21 protein-coding genes are annotated in these 16,716 nt (G+C 34.5%); 12 read left to right on the top strand and 9 right to left on the bottom strand.

The annotated features are described in order from the left end of the window. Positions 1 to 9: 9 nt before the first annotated feature. The 3 genes from FKR84_RS09680 to FKR84_RS09670 form a co-directional block, all read right to left on the bottom strand. Positions 10 to 507 (bottom strand): DUF6702 family protein, encoded by a 498-nt coding sequence (locus FKR84_RS09680; protein WP_141422108.1) that lies wholly within the window; start codon positions 505 to 507, stop codon positions 10 to 12. Between the two features lie 103 nt (positions 508 to 610). Continuing rightward, complete coding sequence (locus tag FKR84_RS09675) at positions 611 to 1,360, bottom strand: peptidase associated/transthyretin-like domain-containing protein (RefSeq protein WP_141422107.1); 750 nt, start codon at positions 1,358 to 1,360, stop codon at positions 611 to 613. A 33-nt stretch (positions 1,361 to 1,393) separates the two neighbouring features. Then, on the bottom strand, positions 1,394 to 2,188 hold the full coding sequence (locus FKR84_RS09670; RefSeq protein ID WP_141422106.1) for a carboxypeptidase-like regulatory domain-containing protein: 795 nt from the start codon (positions 2,186 to 2,188) through the stop codon (positions 1,394 to 1,396). A gap of 113 nt (positions 2,189 to 2,301) precedes the next feature. Here FKR84_RS09670 and pepE point away from each other — a divergent pair, with 113 nt between their 5' ends. From pepE to FKR84_RS09615, 11 genes are all read left to right on the top strand, one after another. Continuing rightward, a complete protein-coding gene (pepE, locus tag FKR84_RS09665) occupies positions 2,302 to 3,006 on the top strand; it encodes a dipeptidase PepE (RefSeq protein ID WP_141422105.1) in 705 nt (234 codons plus the stop codon). A gap of 1 nt (position 3,007) precedes the next feature. Next, entirely contained in the window at positions 3,008 to 3,922 is a 915-nt protein-coding gene (locus FKR84_RS09660; RefSeq protein ID WP_141422104.1) for a glutaminase, read from the top strand. 171 nt (positions 3,923 to 4,093) lie between these two features. Then, positions 4,094 to 4,381 carry a GNAT family N-acetyltransferase gene (locus FKR84_RS09655; protein WP_141422103.1) on the top strand — a complete coding sequence of 96 codons (288 nt, stop codon included), beginning with the start codon at positions 4,094 to 4,096 and terminating at the stop codon, positions 4,379 to 4,381. Between the two features lie 4 nt (positions 4,382 to 4,385). Next, complete coding sequence (locus tag FKR84_RS09650; protein WP_141422102.1) at positions 4,386 to 4,820, top strand: GNAT family N-acetyltransferase; 435 nt, start codon at positions 4,386 to 4,388, stop codon at positions 4,818 to 4,820. After that, the gene (locus FKR84_RS09645; RefSeq protein ID WP_141422101.1) at positions 4,813 to 5,547 is read left to right on the top strand and encodes a M15 family metallopeptidase; all 735 of its coding nucleotides are present in this window, start codon (positions 4,813 to 4,815) and stop codon (positions 5,545 to 5,547) included. The genes FKR84_RS09650 and FKR84_RS09645 overlap by 8 nt, the downstream gene beginning before the upstream one ends. A gap of 85 nt (positions 5,548 to 5,632) precedes the next feature. Beyond that, entirely contained in the window at positions 5,633 to 7,150 is a 1,518-nt protein-coding gene (gene gpmI / locus FKR84_RS09640; protein WP_141422100.1) for a 2,3-bisphosphoglycerate-independent phosphoglycerate mutase, read from the top strand. Beyond that, positions 7,147 to 7,680 (top strand): TlpA family protein disulfide reductase, encoded by a 534-nt coding sequence (locus FKR84_RS09635; protein ID WP_141422099.1) that lies wholly within the window; start codon positions 7,147 to 7,149, stop codon positions 7,678 to 7,680. The genes gpmI and FKR84_RS09635 overlap by 4 nt, the downstream gene beginning before the upstream one ends. Before the next feature lie 21 nt (positions 7,681 to 7,701). Beyond that, positions 7,702 to 8,142 (top strand): BT0820 family HAD-type phosphatase, encoded by a 441-nt coding sequence (locus FKR84_RS09630; protein ID WP_141422098.1) that lies wholly within the window; start codon positions 7,702 to 7,704, stop codon positions 8,140 to 8,142. Beyond that, positions 8,123 to 8,929: a type I methionyl aminopeptidase gene (gene map, locus FKR84_RS09625; protein WP_141422097.1), complete on the top strand. Its 807-nt coding sequence runs from the start codon at positions 8,123 to 8,125 to the stop codon at positions 8,927 to 8,929. The genes FKR84_RS09630 and map overlap by 20 nt, the downstream gene beginning before the upstream one ends. After that, entirely contained in the window at positions 8,910 to 9,488 is a 579-nt protein-coding gene (locus FKR84_RS09620; protein ID WP_141422096.1) for an HNH endonuclease, read from the top strand. Before map ends, FKR84_RS09620 begins: the two co-directional genes overlap by 20 nt. Further along, the gene (locus tag FKR84_RS09615; RefSeq protein WP_141422146.1) at positions 9,488 to 10,258 is read left to right on the top strand and encodes a class I SAM-dependent methyltransferase; all 771 of its coding nucleotides are present in this window, start codon (positions 9,488 to 9,490) and stop codon (positions 10,256 to 10,258) included. The genes FKR84_RS09620 and FKR84_RS09615 overlap by 1 nt, the downstream gene beginning before the upstream one ends. On the opposite strand, the gene FKR84_RS09610 is transcribed toward FKR84_RS09615, so the two are convergent. Together FKR84_RS09610 and FKR84_RS09605 are read right to left on the bottom strand one after the other, a co-directional pair. After that, entirely contained in the window at positions 10,255 to 11,256 is a 1,002-nt protein-coding gene (locus tag FKR84_RS09610; protein ID WP_233357728.1) for an FAD:protein FMN transferase, read from the bottom strand. The genes FKR84_RS09615 and FKR84_RS09610 overlap by 4 nt on opposite strands. Before the next feature lie 4 nt (positions 11,257 to 11,260). Continuing rightward, entirely contained in the window at positions 11,261 to 11,617 is a 357-nt protein-coding gene (locus tag FKR84_RS09605; protein ID WP_141422094.1) for a Na(+)-translocating NADH-quinone reductase subunit F, read from the bottom strand. 88 nt (positions 11,618 to 11,705) lie between these two features. On the opposite strand from FKR84_RS09605, the gene FKR84_RS09600 reads away from it, so the two are divergent. Then, positions 11,706 to 12,701 (top strand): sulfotransferase family protein, encoded by a 996-nt coding sequence (locus FKR84_RS09600; RefSeq protein WP_141422093.1) that lies wholly within the window; start codon positions 11,706 to 11,708, stop codon positions 12,699 to 12,701. Here the strand turns inward: FKR84_RS09600 and FKR84_RS09595 are convergent. Genes FKR84_RS09595 through FKR84_RS09580 form a run of 4 tightly spaced genes read right to left on the bottom strand, consistent with a single transcriptional unit; the run spans position 12,698 to position 16,712 of the window. After that, the gene (locus tag FKR84_RS09595) at positions 12,698 to 14,644 is read right to left on the bottom strand and encodes a tetratricopeptide repeat protein (RefSeq protein ID WP_141422092.1); all 1,947 of its coding nucleotides are present in this window, start codon (positions 14,642 to 14,644) and stop codon (positions 12,698 to 12,700) included. The two genes, FKR84_RS09600 and FKR84_RS09595, sit on opposite strands and share 4 nt — an antisense overlap. After that, positions 14,641 to 14,952, bottom strand: a complete 312-nt coding sequence (locus FKR84_RS09590; RefSeq protein ID WP_141422091.1) for a hypothetical protein — start codon at positions 14,950 to 14,952, stop codon at positions 14,641 to 14,643. Before FKR84_RS09590 ends, FKR84_RS09595 begins: the two co-directional genes overlap by 4 nt. A 53-nt stretch (positions 14,953 to 15,005) precedes the next feature. Beyond that, entirely contained in the window at positions 15,006 to 15,581 is a 576-nt protein-coding gene (locus FKR84_RS09585; RefSeq protein ID WP_141422090.1) for a chalcone isomerase family protein, read from the bottom strand. A 36-nt stretch (positions 15,582 to 15,617) separates the two neighbouring features. Next, complete coding sequence (locus tag FKR84_RS09580; RefSeq protein ID WP_141422089.1) at positions 15,618 to 16,712, bottom strand: cupin-like domain-containing protein; 1,095 nt, start codon at positions 16,710 to 16,712, stop codon at positions 15,618 to 15,620. Positions 16,713 to 16,716 lie beyond the last annotated feature (4 nt).

Here is a 16,716-nt window from a genome sequence, read left to right as displayed (position 1 = left end):
TTGTATAAATTAAAAGTGTATAGTACCGGAAGTCCGGTCTTTTAAAAGCATTAAGCTTTCGGTTTCTTTATCTTTCGTAAAGTGCACTAAGTTTTTTTGATCAGGAAAAAGCTCTATTAGTAAATCGTTGGTAATGCTTAGTTTCTTGAAATTTGGCACTTCTTCAATTTCAAAATAACAAATTATTAAATCGTCTTCATAGCGTCTTCCAATAAAATTTAAATGCAGACTTTCGTCGGAAAGACGAATTTGTAACTTATCAGAAAAGTAACGCACAATAAATTTATCTACTTCTGTTGTTTCTACATTTTTTCCTAATCTAACAGATTGGTCATATCGTGCTTGCAATACATCTTCAAAATCGTCTGCAAATAAACGCGTGATAACTTGAAGCGTTTTTTGCTCTTTTATGTATTCTATTTCGGTTACGCTAAGGTAAAATTTATGTACCCCCATAAATGCCATTAAAGGCAAAACCATAGAAAATACAAAGGATTTTTGAAGCATAGTTAAAAACTGATTTTTGTGCTATTTATTTGACAAGGTATTATTAAAAAGGTTTAATCTTTGGTTTTTTACGAAAAAATATTCAATAAAAAGAAAAGCCGTATTATTCAGTAAAGTTATGAAAAGCTGTAAGCTTACTTTTTAAATATTCTATCCACTCTAAATTATTCAAATTTTTGGTTTTATGCGCAAATGTAGCATCTGTTTTTTCTAGAAAGTATAAAAAATCATCTATCTTTTCGGGCTTCACCGCTAAACTTTCGGTAAAGAAATTATCGCCTAATTTCTGCCTGGCTTTACGGATTAAATTTTCTAATTTTTGATATTCTACCTGGCGTTCTAACATTTTCATTCTGCCACTTATCACATCTATCAAAACCCCAATTGCACCGCCGGTTTGGGCGGTATACAAGCGTTTTTCTTCTATTGTTCTTACTTTTCCTGTATTAACTGGTAAACCAAATTTTGTGGGATCAAAAACGTAGGTGTCTATTTTCTTTGCATCTTGAGTCAAATCTCCCGAAAGCTGAATATTGCTAAGTTGCACTTCTTCTAATTTATTTACAAGCGGATATAAATAAATGTAGTTTGTTTTGTTAAGTTGGTTGGGCTGCACTTTAATGGCGTGCGCTTCGTACTGTACGGAAGAAAAAACTAAACTATCGCCAGCCCGTGCCTGAATAGAAAATTTGCCTTTCTTATTATTTACCACGCCGGTTTTTTGGTTAAGGTTTACAATATTTACTTGGGTATAAGCAATGGAATCTGCTATGATATAACCTTTAAAATTATTTTGCGACCAAACAGAAAAACCGGTAAACAGTAAAATAAAAATACAGTAAAAGTGCCTCATATAAAGAGCGTGTTTTTCCGTAAAGACTGTAAATTAATTGTCTTGTTGCGCTTTAAAACTTTTACTTTGCTCAATTAAAAACTGTATTAAATCTAAGTTGTTAGAATTTTCTATCATTTCATTATCTAAACCATTACTTTCTGCATAATAAAGAAAAGCGTTTATGTTTTCGGGTTCTATCCCCAATCTTTCCTTAAAAAAAGTATCGTTTGCCATCTCGCGTACTTTTTCTTCGCTAATTTTATTTTTAAGAGAATCATCGCTCTTTTTGTAAGACTTAAAAATTACTTTAAAAATATTGGCGAAATTTATTCCGTGCGTAAGATAGCTTTTATCCATCGCTATATTTTCTACTTTACTTTGCTCATCTGGCCTAAAAGTATGTTCGTAACCGGCTACCACATCTGCCGAGTTAAATTCTGCCAAGTTTGCTTCTTTGGTTTTAATGCGTTTTAAATCTACCTCAACATCTCCAGACAAATTATACGGCCGCACCACAACTTCTTCTAACTCTGTAATAGCCTCGCTTATAGTTATATTTATCTTTTTGGTTTGCATAACGCCTTTATCTACAATTACCTGAAAATCTTGGTATTGTGGTGAAGAAAAAGAAAGTTTGTCGTTTAGTTTTACCGGCAGCATAAACTCCCCTTTATTGCCTGTAATCGTACCTTCTAGACTGTTCATGTTATAGATGCTAATACCGGAAACTTCTATATCTTCCGGCACATTTATTTGCCCTTTAATCAGCTCGCGCTCTTGCGCAACAATAAAAAAGACATTTAAGAAAGCTATAATACCGAGTAAAATTGGTAATTGTTTTTTCATGGTTTAATTTTTAGTTAAGGTAACAATAAGTTATCTTATAAAAAACCTAAAACCCGTCTAAACTTTTGTTAAGGACGAGTTTTACAATAAATTTACAAAAAACAATTAGAGAAATGAATTGTATTATTGCAAGTACTTCTACCGTTTACGGAAGCGATTATTTAGAATATTTACAAGCGCCTTTAAAAGAGCTTTTTAGAGATGCCCAGCAAATACTTTTTATTCCTTTTGCCCGTCCCGGCGGAATAACCCACGAAGTATACACCCAAAAAGCACGCGAAGGATTGGCTTTTTTAAATAAAGAAGTAGTTGGTCTGCACCAAACAGAAAATTATAAAGAAGCTATTAAAAACGCAAAAGCTATTTTTACCGGCGGTGGCAATACGTTTGTTTTGGTAAACCAACTTTACAAAAACGATTTATTGCACGTTTTACACAATCGCATAAAAGATGATGTGGCTTATTTAGGAACCAGTGCCGGCAGTAATATTTGCGGCAAAACAATGCATACCACCAACGACATGCCAATAGTTTACCCTCCCGGTTTTGAAACTTTAGGTATTTTAGATTTTAATATCAATCCGCATTATTTAGACCCCGACCCTACTTCCAAACATAAAGGAGAAACCCGCCAAACACGTATAGAAGAATTTCATACCTATAACCAAACCGCCGTAGTTGGTTTACGCGAAGGCAGCTGGTTGCAAGTTTCTAAAAACAATATTATCTTAAAAGGAGATTTAAGCGCGCGTATATTTCGCACCTCACAAGAACCTTATGAAATGGAGCCGGGAGCTTCCTTAAAAAATTTACGTTAAAATGCACGATTACCAAGCCATACTAAACATAATTGAAAAAGAATTAAAAAATTTTGAAAGCGAAGGCAAAGTACCGGATTATATACCGGAGTTAAAAAATGTTTCGCCAGATAAATTTGGAATGAATATTCATGGAATAAGTGGTAAGCATTTTTCCATTGGCGATAGTCACGAACCATTTTCCATACAGAGTATTTCTAAGGTTTTTACTTTAGCAATGGCAACGATTTATGGAAAAAAAGTTTGGGAACGTGTAGATGTAGAACCATCGGGAAGCCCGTTTAACTCACTTATGCAGTTAGATGCCGAAGATGGCATCCCTAGAAATCCGTTTATTAATGCTGGCGCGCTAGTGGTAGCAGATATCTTAATTACCCATTTGCGCAACCCAAAAAAAGAACTCTTAGAATTTGTACGGCGCATTACAAATGACAATCGCATAGATTTTGACGAAAATGTACTAGAGAGCGAAAAAAATCATGGTTATCGTAATGCTGCATTGGTAAATTACATGAAATCTTTAGGTAATATTAATAACTCTGTAGAAGAGATTTTAGATTTCTATTTTTACCAATGCTCCATTCGCATGTCTTGTGAGCAACTTTCGCGTGCCTTTATAATATTTGCTAATCAAGGTCAAATTATAGAAACCGGTGAGCAGATTTTAGAGCGTATTAATGTAAAACGCATCAACGCTATTATGCAAACCTGCGGATTTTATGATGAAGCTGGCGAGTTTAGCTTTCGGGTTGGTTTACCGGGTAAAAGTGGCGTTGGAGGTGGTATTGTGGCCGTTCATCCCAAAGAATATGCCGTAGCAGTTTGGAGCCCGTTACTTAATGCTAACGGCAACTCGGCAAAAGGCATGCGCGCTTTAGAAGAACTCACCACTTTTACAGGCTTATCTATTTTCTAAAGTAAAGTCTTCTACTTTTTTAGCTTTAAACTGTACACTAAAACGCAAGAAAAATCGTTTGTAAAAAAAGTAATTTTCTGGTTCTTTACGGAATTGTAAAAAGCCCAAAAAAGACTTTTATTTCAGTAAAATATAAATTATTTTTAAGTTGCCAATGTAAAAGCTACAGTAATGGAATATACAATTAAACATAAAGAAAATCTTACTAACGGAACATTTTTTATAGAAGATACAACAGGCGTTTTATCTGAGTTGAGTTATAGAAAATTGGACAACAAGGTTTTGGTAATTGACGACACCCAAACCAAAAGACACTTAGAAGGCCAAGGTTTGGCCTCCAGATTATTGGAGCAGGCGGTGATTTACGCCAAAGAAAACAACTATAAAATAGATCCGCTCTGCCCGTTTGCAGAAGTGAAATTTGATCAAAATAAAGAATATAAAAAAGTTCAAGTGTAAAAAAATGCTGCAAGTACAAGAAGTTTTGGCAGAAACGGTTTTGCCCATTAGACAAGAGGTGTTACGACCAGGCAAACCGTTAAGTGCGTGTGTTTTTGAACCAGACCCACTTGCTTCCAGTCATCATTTTATGTTATTAAAAGACAATCTTGAAATTGCAATAGCCAGTTATTTTAAAGAAAGGCATCCAGAATTTCAAGAAGAAAAACAATATCGCTTACGCGGAATGGCGGTTTTACCAGAATATCACGGAAAATCTTTCGGTAAAAAATTATTAAACGAAAGCTTGAAAAAACTTCCATCAAGAAATCTTGTATGGTTTAACGCCCGTTTAAAAGCAGTTGGGTTTTATAAAAAACAAGGTTTTCTTCCGCAAGGAGAAGAATTCGAAATTCCTGGCGTAGGTTTACATATTTTAATGTTCCAAAAATATGAATAGAAAGCATTTTCTAAAAATAAGTTCGATTGCTTCTATGGCAGCTTTGGCACCTTTTCCTATAAATTTAGATTTTAGTACAGAAATTTCAACCCAAGAATTATTGGGTAAAGGCAAACCACAGCTTTACGGAAAAGATTATGCTCTGCGCAAGGAAGCAAACGAAGCATTTAAAGATATGCAAATAGATGCTTCTCGCGAAGGTATTAACCTCTATATAGTTTCGGGTTACCGAAGTTTTAAAACCCAACAACATATCTGGAACAAAAAATATAAAACTTACAGTAAAAAAGGTTTGTCTGCACAACAATGCATAGAACAAATTATGCGTTATTCTACCATTCCAGGAACTTCACGCCACCATTGGGGCACAGAAATAGATTTGATTGATACAGCAGTAGAATTACCAAAAAATGTTCTGCATCCAAAACATTATACACGAAACGGAGTGTTTTGTCCCTTACAGAAATGGATGGCTAAAAACGCGGCTAATTATGGGTTTAATCTAGTATATACCAATAACCCTAAAAGAACTGGATTTCATTACGAGCCTTGGCATTATAGCTATAAAGAACTTTCTATAAATTATTTACAGAAATTCTTAGAAATAGACTTAGCAAAATATCTCCAAAATGAAAACATAAAAGGAAATTCTAATTTAACCTCAACATTTCTTAATAGATACAATCAAGATTATCTCTTAGGGATACATCCTCGTTTAATACCTTAAATATAGGTTAAAGTTATTTAGATTTTAGAAGAAAATTATATTTTAGCACTGCTAAAAAATAGTAATTTTACTCCAAAGCAATACTATGTCTAAAAAAGTTGTTCTCCTTATCTTGGACGGATGGGGAATTGCACAAAATCCGGAAGTTTCGGCAGTAGATAAAGCAAAAACTCCGTTTATAGATTCCTTATTACAAAAGTACCCCAATGCTAGCTTGCGTACAGATGGCCAAAATGTTGGTCTGCCTGACGGGCAAATGGGCAATAGTGAAGTTGGCCATATGAATTTAGGTGCCGGAAGAATTGTATACCAGGATCTAGCAAAAATATCGCAAGCAGTAGAAAACAATAGTTTGCAGGAAGAACCAGCTTTAAAACAAGCTTTTGACTATGCAGTGCAAAACGACAAACCCGTGCATTTTATGGGATTGGCAAGCGATGGCGGAGTACATTCGCACGTCAAACATTTGTATGGCCTTTTAGATGCTGCAGAAAAACTTGGCGTAAAACAAAAATACGTGCATGCTTTTACAGACGGTCGCGATGTAGACCCCGAATCTGGTTTGGGTTTTATAAAAGAAATGCAAGAAGAACTTCCTAAAACCAATACCAAATTAGCCTCCATTATCGGTAGATATTATGCAATGGATAGAGACAAACGTTGGGAACGCACTAAAAAAGCTTACGATTTAATTGTACATGCTAAAGGCGCCAAAAATAACGACCCGGTACAAGCTATAGAAAACAGTTATAAAAACAATATTACCGATGAGTTTATAAAACCTATCGTTATTACCAATAATAAAGACGAACCTACCGCTACTTTGCAAGAAGGCGATGTGGTGGTTTTCTTTAACTTTAGAACAGATCGTGGCAGGCAGCTAACGCAGGCTCTTTCGCAGGAAGATTTTGAAGAATTAAAAATGAAAAAGCTAAAGTTATATTATGTAACGATGACCACTTACGATCAAAGTTTTACCAACATAAACGTTGTGTTTAAAAAAGACAATTTAAAAGCAACCTTGGGAGAAACATTATCGTATATGGGAAAAACACAAATTAGAGCAGCAGAAACAGAAAAATACCCACACGTTACTTTTTTCTTTTCCGGCGGAAGAGAAAAACCTTTTACAGGCGAGCATCGTATTCTGGTGCATTCGCCCAAGGTAGCTACCTATGATTTACAACCCGAAATGAGCGCCAACGAATTAACTGACAAGTTACTTCCGGAAATTGAAAATGCCAAAACAGATTTTTTCTGTATAAATTATGCTAATCCAGATATGGTTGGCCATACGGGAGATTTTGATGCCGCCATAAAAGCCTGTGAAACCGTAGATTCTTGCGTAAAACAAATAGTAGAAGCTGCCCAAGAAAACTACAGTATTTTAATTTTGGCAGACCACGGTAATAGTGAAAAAATGCTTAATGAAGATGGTAGTCCAAATACGGCGCATACTACCAATCCAGTTCCTGTAATTTTGATAGATAAAGAACGACCAACTATAAGCAATGGCATTTTGGGAGATATTGCTCCAACCATCCTAGATTTAATGGGTATAGAAAAGCCCGAACTTATGACACAAAATTCTTTAATTAAATGAGGAAATTAATTTATTTATATAGTATTAGTCTCGTTATGCTGATAGGTTTTCAAGCTGCTGCACAACAGCAAACAAATGAAAAACCGGGAGATGAGACATACACCGGCATCTTACATCAAGAAGATTTTAAAAATCATTACTATAGTTGGTTTTCACCAGCATATACGGCTTTTAAACCTTCAAAAGCGACCATAAATAAAATTGCTGAACACATAAACAAATATAACATCAAAGTTTTTATGGGCACTTGGTGTTCCGATAGCCAACGAGAAATACCGCATTTATATAAAATATTAGAGCTGGCAAATTATGATTTAGAAAACCTAGAAGTTTACACGATGGATGAATATAAAACCACCGCGGCTAATTACGAAAAAGGTTTGAATATTCAGTTTGTGCCCAGTATATTGTTTTTTGACAAAAATGGTAAAGAGGTAAACAGAATTGTAGAGTTTCCGCAGGAAACTTTAGAGACTGATATTTTAAAAATTATTACTGGGCAAGATTATAAAAATGTTTATGCTGAGTAATTTGATAGGTAATTTATTATTATGATTTCTAATAAGTCGCTTATTATAGCAGTAGATTTTGATGGTACTATTGTAAAAAATAAATACCCCAAAATAGGAGAGCCAATGATGTTTGCTTTTGAAACTTTGAAAAAATTGCAAAGCGAAGGCCATCGCTTAATATTATGGACGTATAGAAGTGGGAAACATTTAGAAGAAGCCGTTAAATTTTGTGAAAGCCACGGGATTCAATTTTATGCGGTAAACCAGAGTTTTCCAGAAGAAGAATACGATATAAAAACAAGTAGAAAAATAAATGCTGATATTTTTATAGACGACAGAAATGTTGGCGGTTTTCCCGGGTGGGGAGAAATTTTCCATAAACTAACCCACTCCAAACCAGAAAAACCAAAAGTGAAAAAGAATAAAAAAGGAATGTTTTCTTTTTTAAAAAATATTTTAAATGATAATAACCAAGACTAAGGAAGAAATAGAACTTATGCGCGAGAGCGCTTTAATTGTATCAAAAACGTTAGGTATGCTTGCTAGCGAAGTTAAACCAGGCGTTACCACCTTGCAATTAGATAAACTAGCAGAAGAGTTTATTAGAGAACAAGGCGCAGTACCCGGTTTTTTAGGCTTGTACGATTTTCCTAACAGTCTTTGCATGAGTCCAAACGCTCAAGTGGTGCACGGCATACCAAACGACGAACCTTTGCAAGAAGGTGATATAATTTCTATTGATTGCGGCGCGGTAAAAAACGGTTATTATGGTGATCACGCTTATACCTTTGAAGTTGGTGAAGTAAAAGAAGATATAAAAGAACTTTTAAAAGTTACCAAAGAAGCACTCTATGAAGGTATTCGCCAATTTAAATTAGGCAATCGCGTAGGCGATGTTGGTTACGCTATACAAAAACATGCCGAAGATAATGGCTATGGTGTTGTACGAGAATTGGTTGGGCATGGCATTGGTACAAAAATGCATGAAGACCCAGAAATGCCAAATTATGGTAAACGCGGTAGCGGAAAAAAATTTAAAGAAGGTATGGTTGTGGCCATAGAGCCAATGATAAACCAAGGAACAAAACGAATAAAACAACTTCGTGACGGCTGGACTATTCTAACTGCAGATGGAAAACCCAGCGCTCATTTTGAACACGATGTTGCATTGGTAGATGGTATTCCCCAATTGCTATCCACCTTTGATTATATTTATGAATCATTGGGAGTTAAAAGCGAAGAAGAACATGAATTTAGAAAAGAATGAGTCGTTTTACCTCAACAACAATCTTGTAGAAGAATGGCGTTATTATTTTGAAGACGACTGGGAAAAAGGCTATGAGATAGCACTTTCCAGCAAAGGAAGAGTTATGAACTTTGTACGCAACAAAAAGGGCGTTATCTTAAAAGGAAGCCATATTAACGGCTACAAAGTAATTAACACGCGCTTAAAGTCCGGAAAAAGACAAAACTTTTACGTGCATAAACTTATGGCACTAGCTTTTTTTGAAAAGCCGGAAGATGGTCTTTTTGTGATTCACAAAAACCACGAGAAAACAGACAATAACCTTCAAAATTTAGCTTGGGTTAGCCGAAAGCAATGGGAAAAACACCAAGACAAAAACCCGAAAGTTATTGCCAAAAGAAAAAGCAAAAAGCGAACGTATACCAAATTAAGCTTTGCTGAAGCTACTATCTTAAAACGTAAACTGCTAGACCCTAACCGCAGAACACGATTAAAAGTGTTGGCAAAACAATTTGGCGTTTCTGAAATGCAATTGCACCGCATTAAAACCGGTGAAAACTGGGGCGACTTAAAGGTATGATAAAAAAGGTATTTAAAAAGGTTTTAAATACCTTGCCCAGGCCTTTGTTAATTAAACTAAGCTATGTGGTTAAGCCCATTTTAGCCCAAAGTTTAAAAGGAAACACTTATACCGATCCGATAGACAACAAAAGCTTTTCTAAGTTTTTACCTTATGGGTATGGAGAACAGCGCGACAATGTGCTTTCTCCTTCTACCCTATCTTTGGAAAGGCATAGACTTTTATGGCTTTATCTGACAAAGGAAACCAACTTCTTCAGTAAAAAAGCTAAAATGCTTCATTTTGCTCCCGAACAAGCTTTCTACAAACGCTTTAAGAAAATGAAGAATCTGGATTATACCACAACAGATTTAAATTCGCCATTAGCCGATGTGAAAGCAGATATCTGTAATTTACCTTTTGAAAGTAATAATTTTGACGTTATTTTTTGTAACCACGTTTTAGAACATATCTCGGACGATACTAAAGCTATGCGAGAAATTTTCAGAGTTCTAAAACCCGGCGGAATGGCAATTTTGCAAATTCCACAAGATTTAGAACGCGACAAAACTTTTGAGGATAATAGTATTACTGATAAAAAAGAGCGCGCTGAAATTTTTGGACAATATGATCACGTACGCATTTATGGTAGAGATTATTTTGATAAATTACGGAAAATTGGCTTTAAAGTAGATGAAGTAGACTATACACAGCAACTCTCGCCTAAAGAAGTAGACCGCTATCGTTTGGCTAAAGATGAAATTTTACCGGTTTGTTATAAACCTTCTTAATCTACACTTAAAGTTTCAAAACCTTTGGTAGAAAAGTTTTTTAATTCGCCGTTGTCATCATAAATAAGCAAAACTTCTATAGCGTTTATATCTTTTATAATTTGTTTAGCTTCGGCTAAACCCATAGCCATAAAAGCTGTTGCATAACCATCTGCTAAAGCACAATTTTGAGCTATTACCGTTGCACTTAAAATCTTTGTTTTGTTAGGGAAACCCGTTTTCGGATTTATGGTATGCACATATTTTTGACCGGTTACAGAATCTATTCTAAATTTTCTGTAATTACCGGAAGTTGCCATAGCTTTATTTTGCAAAGCAATAACAGAACTTATCTCTCGCTTATCATCTTTTTGCAAGGGATTATCAATACCAACACGCCATTTTTTATTGGAAGCCATATTTTTGCCTTGTGCATAGATCTCCCCTCCTACTTCTACTAGAAAATTTTCTATATTTTGTGCTTTTAAAAAAGCAGCCACTTTATCTACCGCATAGCCCTTTCCTATGGCATTAAATTCTAAATAAATATTTGGAATTTCTTTTTTTATGCGATTATCCTCGAGTGTAACTTTTTCAATTCCAACATATTGCATCATAGAATCCACTACACTACTATCTATTTCTTTTGTAAGCTTCTCTGCTCCAAATCCGTAAAGGTTTACAATATTTCCTACAGTAGGATCAAAATAACCTTTAGTTTTACTATGAATTTCTTTCGAAAATTTAAGATTATCCCTAAACATTTTATCTATCACCACGCTGGTATCGCCACGGTTAATTTTGCTAATGCCTGAACTTTCCACGTAAGTGCTAATAGATTGATTTACCGCATTAAAAACAGAGTCTACTCTTTTAGTAAAATCCCGAATGCTTTGCTTGTCGTACGCGATTATATGATAGGTAGTGCCGAGCGCATTACCTTCTATATAAGTAGCTTCGGGCTCTTTATCGCAGCCTATTAACAGAAAAAATCCTAGAGTATAAAGTAGGTAACGCATTTTATTAAATTTGTTTAAAACCTTTATAATTAATCACGTAATCTTCTTCTTTACTTACCGGTTTTTCATAATCTGTTGAATTTGCAATACCAACACCGGCATAAAAAGTTTTGGCATTAAATTTTTCGGCGTGTGTTTTAATACTTTCCATAAAAATAACATCGTAATCCGTCGGATTGTCGGGATACGTAATAGCACGTACGATTACAAAATGCAATTTTTTGTCTTTTAGCGCTACAAATTGCGGATCTTTTTTAAAAGCACTGTTTACACCAAGAAATTCGTAACCTTTGTCTTCCAGGTCTTTTCCTACAATATTCATTGCGAGATTGTGTAACTCTTGTTTACTTAAATTTGCCATAGCACAAAAATACTATATAATTTTGTTCCGTAAAGCTTTTAACAAGCTAGCTTTATTAAGGAATGCTTTTATAATTGTATCTTGCAATATGCCACAACAGCAATTATTTTTTATTTTAGGAAGAGAGCGCTCGGGCACTACTTTGCTTTGCAATTTACTCAATAACCATCCCGAGGTTTTTGTCCCGCCAGAATCGCCTTTTATAAGTTTTCTGGCCAACAAATATGCCGGTAAAAAAACTATTTCTGCCAAAGAATTTATTGAAGACCTGTATAAAGAGCCTTATTTTAACTTATGGAAAGTAGATAAAGAAGACTTACTTGCTTCCTTAAAAAAAGCATTGAAACCAGATTTTACGAGCTTTTGTAAAATTGTATTGCAAGCCAAAACCAACAAAAATTCTGCTTGCGTAGGCGACAAAAATCCTACGCACAGTGTTTTTGCGAGACAGCTACAAAAAAACTTTCCGGAGGCAAAATTCATATGGTTGGTAAGAGATTATCGGGCGCAGGTAAACTCTATGCTAAAAGTAAATTTTGAGCAAAAAAATTGCACTTCTTTAAGCATACGTTGGAAAAAATATAACCAAGAAATTTATAAAATTTATAAAAAAAATCCTGCAAATGTATGTTTAGTTAGGTACGAAGATTTGGTTAGCATACCTTCAAAAAAATTAAAAGAAATAAGTGCTTTTTTGGGTATTGAATTTTTGGAAAACCTGACCATAAACCATAACCACCAACAACAATTTATACCAGAACATCACAAAAGCCTACAAAAAGCGCTTAATACAAACGCTGTTAGCTCTTGGAAAGAAGAATTGAGCAAAGAAGAAATAGCGATTTGTGAGCGATATGCCGGAAAATTTGGAAAGAAATTTGGTTACGAAAAAACATTCCAAAAAATAAATCCACCAATAGATTTTAAAGGTTTGTTTTTAGGGCTAGCTTATGTGCCTTTTATTAAAGTATTTCAAAAAATTCCGTTGCGGGTTCGCGTAAAAATAATACGGAAATTTATTATGCCCAATTTTAAGTTTTGGCAAGAAAGCAAGAAAATTATCCAAGAGAAAACTTCTTCCTAATCGGGTAAATTATTGTTTAAAATTCGCATTTCTAATTGGTCTACAAAAGTTTGCAATCTATTGTTTTCCGGCATTATTTCTAGTGCTGTTTTGTAGTTTCTTAAAGCTATATCGTATTCCTTTGCACGGTAATATAACTTCCCTAGGTTAATATAAAACCCAGGTTTGGTGTTTTTAAACTCATCTTTTAAATCTTGCAATGCGTTTTCTATTTGGTCTTTTTGAATTTCGCGATTATACATCTCATACAAATAATTGAATGCAGTTTCCTTTTTAGGATCCTCCCTAATTACCTTTTTAAGATATGCCACCGCATTTTCGTATTCTCCTGTATTATAATATGTTACAGCAATATTAAAACTGGAAATTGCACCTCCGTAATCTTCAATTTTTAGCAATAATGGTAAAGCTGCCTCATAATTGCTTTGGTATTTAATGTATAAACTGGCTAAATTATTATTGGCGGCCCCATAATCTGGATAAACCCTTAACGCATTTTTGTAAGCAATAATCGTTTCTTTTAATAATTGTTTTTGCTTGTATTTATTGGTTTCTAAAGCAATTAAGGGATACAACCTTCCTGCGAGCATAACATTTGCTTTCGCGGAATTTTGTAAATGCAGAATATCGGTTCTATACAGCACCAAATAATTCTCCCAATCTTGGTTGCGGTCTATTATCTTTACGGAATAAACTAAGCCTACCCCAACTACCATCAATACCAAAGCTTTTGGTAACCAAGTTTTTTTCTTGGGATATTCTTTATTTTCTACATTAAACAAACGCAACAAGACAACGGCGATAACCAGCGCAAACCCCACCGAAAAAAGATACGTAAAACGGTCTGCTATAACCCCAACGGCAGGATAAAAAACATTGATAACACCAAGCATTGGTCCAAGCCATAAAGCAATTCCTAAGCCTAAGGCATCTCTTTGCAACCATTTTTTAAATCCGTAAAGTCCTAAGGGTATAAAAATAAGCAAGCCCAACCATACTTCATAAAAGCTCCAATTTATAAGCGGAATTTTAGAAAAGCCATAGTAAAAAGAAAATTCTGAAGGATAAAGCAACAGCTTTAAATAATAAAACGCCGAATAAAATCCTGTTGCAAGTCTCGCAGACCAACTGCTTTCTATAAATAAAGGGTTTTCGAAATATTTTAAATCGCGAACGCTAGTTTCTATTAAAAAATTATTTTTAATCAGCCAAAAACCAATAAATAAAGCTAATACAGTTCCGCTAAGCACGAGCAAAGTTTTCTTGTTTGCTTTTACAAAATATACCACAACCGGCACCAAGCCTAGCAAGGCTAAAGCAGATTCTTTAGAGAAGATTGCACCAAGACTAAAAAGTAACATTGCAACAATATAAAGCCAGTTAGACTGTCTTACATATTTTACTGCCATGGTTAAAGCTCCTAAAATAAAGAACAGTAACAAAAGCTCATCCCGACTTTTAATATTGTTTACGGGCTCTGTATGAATAGGCAACAGCAAAAAAATGATGCTTGCCAGAGCCGGCAACAGAATGTTTTTTTTGGGGAAAACCTGGGTTAAAAAATAAAACAATAAAATCCCCGTAAGGGCATATATTATTAAGTTTATAAAATGACTTATGTTAGCTTGGGTAAGTTTATCGTTTGTTTGTTTTTCTTCTAGACTTTGCTTTTCGGGTAAACCGCTAAAAAACTCTTTCTCTATAGCAAATGTAGTTTGCACCAAAGGCCGGTAACCATAAGACTGTTTCTGGTCTATGCTGTAATGCGAAGTAAAAATTTCTGGAATGCCGGCTATTCCTTTTGCCACTTTTTCTACCTTTTCTACCACGATATTATCATCTATCGCGTACTCATTATTAATAGCGTTCCAATATAAAAGAAACGGCAATATAAACAGTATCAAATAGATAAGTTTCTTATCGGGCTGGTAGAGTGGTTTCATTTTTTATTGCCTTGATAATTGGTTACTTTATCTTTAAATTCTGGCTTTATTTTTTCCAGATTATTTTTTGCCCATTCTGCGCAACGAGTAAAATACTCTTCATAATTTTCGTTTTCGTAGTGTTTTGGAAAGTCTTCGGGAATTTCATCTACGGTTAAATAGTTTCTTATTTTATCTTCTTGCGCAAAATAAGGCCATTCTTTAGAAATGCCTTCTTCGGTTTCTGCCGTAGAAGAATTTGTGTCTGTTTTACAAGCGATAAAAATCAGGGTAAGTAACAAAAAACTGAATAGTATGATTTTTTTCATTAAATGGAATTTTAAAATTTTAATCTATAGCTATTAAAGGTTTAAAAATAGAACTAGTCTTTAAGTAAGAAGTTTTTCACAAAAGTGAAATAATCTTCGCCGTAATATTTCATAAATTTACCGTTTGGTTTTACAAGTAAAAAAGCAGAGCAATTTTGATTGGATGTAAATATTCTATCCTTAAAATATCCTGGGTCTTTTTTATAGTTTACTCGTTTACTGTATAAGTCTGCGTAATGAGCATCTTCGGTAAATACAAAATAATTTGCCATATTATAAGTGGCACTTAGCCTGCCAGATATTTCTTTAGCATTCTCTATGTGTCCAATAACATCAGATTTTTTAAAGCCTACTCCCAAACAATTATTAGATTTTTGCCTATAATTGATAAGAATAGACTTGCCTTCTGGAATAGTTATATCTAACTCTTTTTCTAATTGGTCTTTAAAAAGCTTATACTCTGCATCTATAAGCGTTCCGGTAAGTGCGCCGCGACTATCAATATATTGTTGATTGAATTCTGAATTTACGCCAGCATCATTTTTTGCATTTTTAGAAGACTTACAAGAGACTGAAATTATTGATAAAAAACATAGTAATATAACTGCAACTGGTAGTTTATTTTTCATTTAAAATGCTTAGTGGGTTATGTTTTGACTAAATAATTACGCGTTTTCTTTTTCCGTTTGCTTTTGTTCTATCTTTTCTTCTTTGGCACGTTTCTTCTTTAAAAACTCTTGTAAACGTCCATCTTCGGCCAAATGCACCAAATTGGTATCTTTTTTAGAAAGCTTATAACCTTTCCAGATTGGTGGGTTGGTAGCCAAATGATCTAAAGTTGTATACAGCGGGTTTTGCTTAAAACTATAGCTTCTTGGCACCCAACGATAACCCACGCCAATCGAGTCGGTTTGGTTGGTTACGGCGTGCCACCAAAAAGGCGGATTCCATAAAATATCACCGGGTTTTAAGACAAAATCGTACCTATCTACATATTTAAACAATTCGTAAGGCTTTTCATAACTAGGATCAAACGGATTAAACGGATAGTTATCTTTTCTAAAAGGGGCGCCACGATAAATATTTCTGATAGGATCTGGATCTACAACCGCCGTATAACGTGGCGAAATTAACGACCAGCGTTTCTCGCCATACACCTGAACAAACAAGTTGCAAGCCATTGCATTATGCAACGGACTCTCTGTATTTTTACCACCTATAAAAGCTTGAAACGACTCGAAAAACGGATTTTCGTGTCTGGCTTTTTGCAGCCATTTATAGTCAAAATCTTCTAAATGCTCCGGATGTTCAGACAAAAGCGGGTAAAATCTGTAATATTTAGAGCCGCCGGCTTGTATATTGTCTATCAAATCTGCCAAGCTCATTTTTTCGTATGGTGCATCAATATGCTTGCTATCTACTACTAAAATTTCGTCTTTGCCATGCAATTCTTTAAAATAATCTAGTGACCATTTTTTTACGCAATCCCAATCTTTGGCACCACCTTCTATAACAACGGGAATACCTTTTTTTATATAATGATTTTTTAATTCGTCTAACGATAAATCTTTTCTTCTTTCTATGTCTAAAACCCTTCCTTCGCCAGATTTTTCTAAGGTTTTTCTAATGCGTTTATAAAGGTAACGCCTGGTTTTTGCGGTTAATGCAAAACCTACTTTTCTGCTTAGAAAATGGTCTAACACTTGGTAAAAACCATATTCAAATCGTTGAGAAAATTTGAGATTTTCTTTTAATTTCATAATA

The organism is Haloflavibacter putidus (genome assembly GCF_006546625.1).
GTDB classification, from domain to species: domain Bacteria; phylum Bacteroidota; class Bacteroidia; order Flavobacteriales; family Flavobacteriaceae; genus Mesonia; species Mesonia putida.
This window is presented reverse-complemented; position numbering and strand designations above follow the sequence as displayed.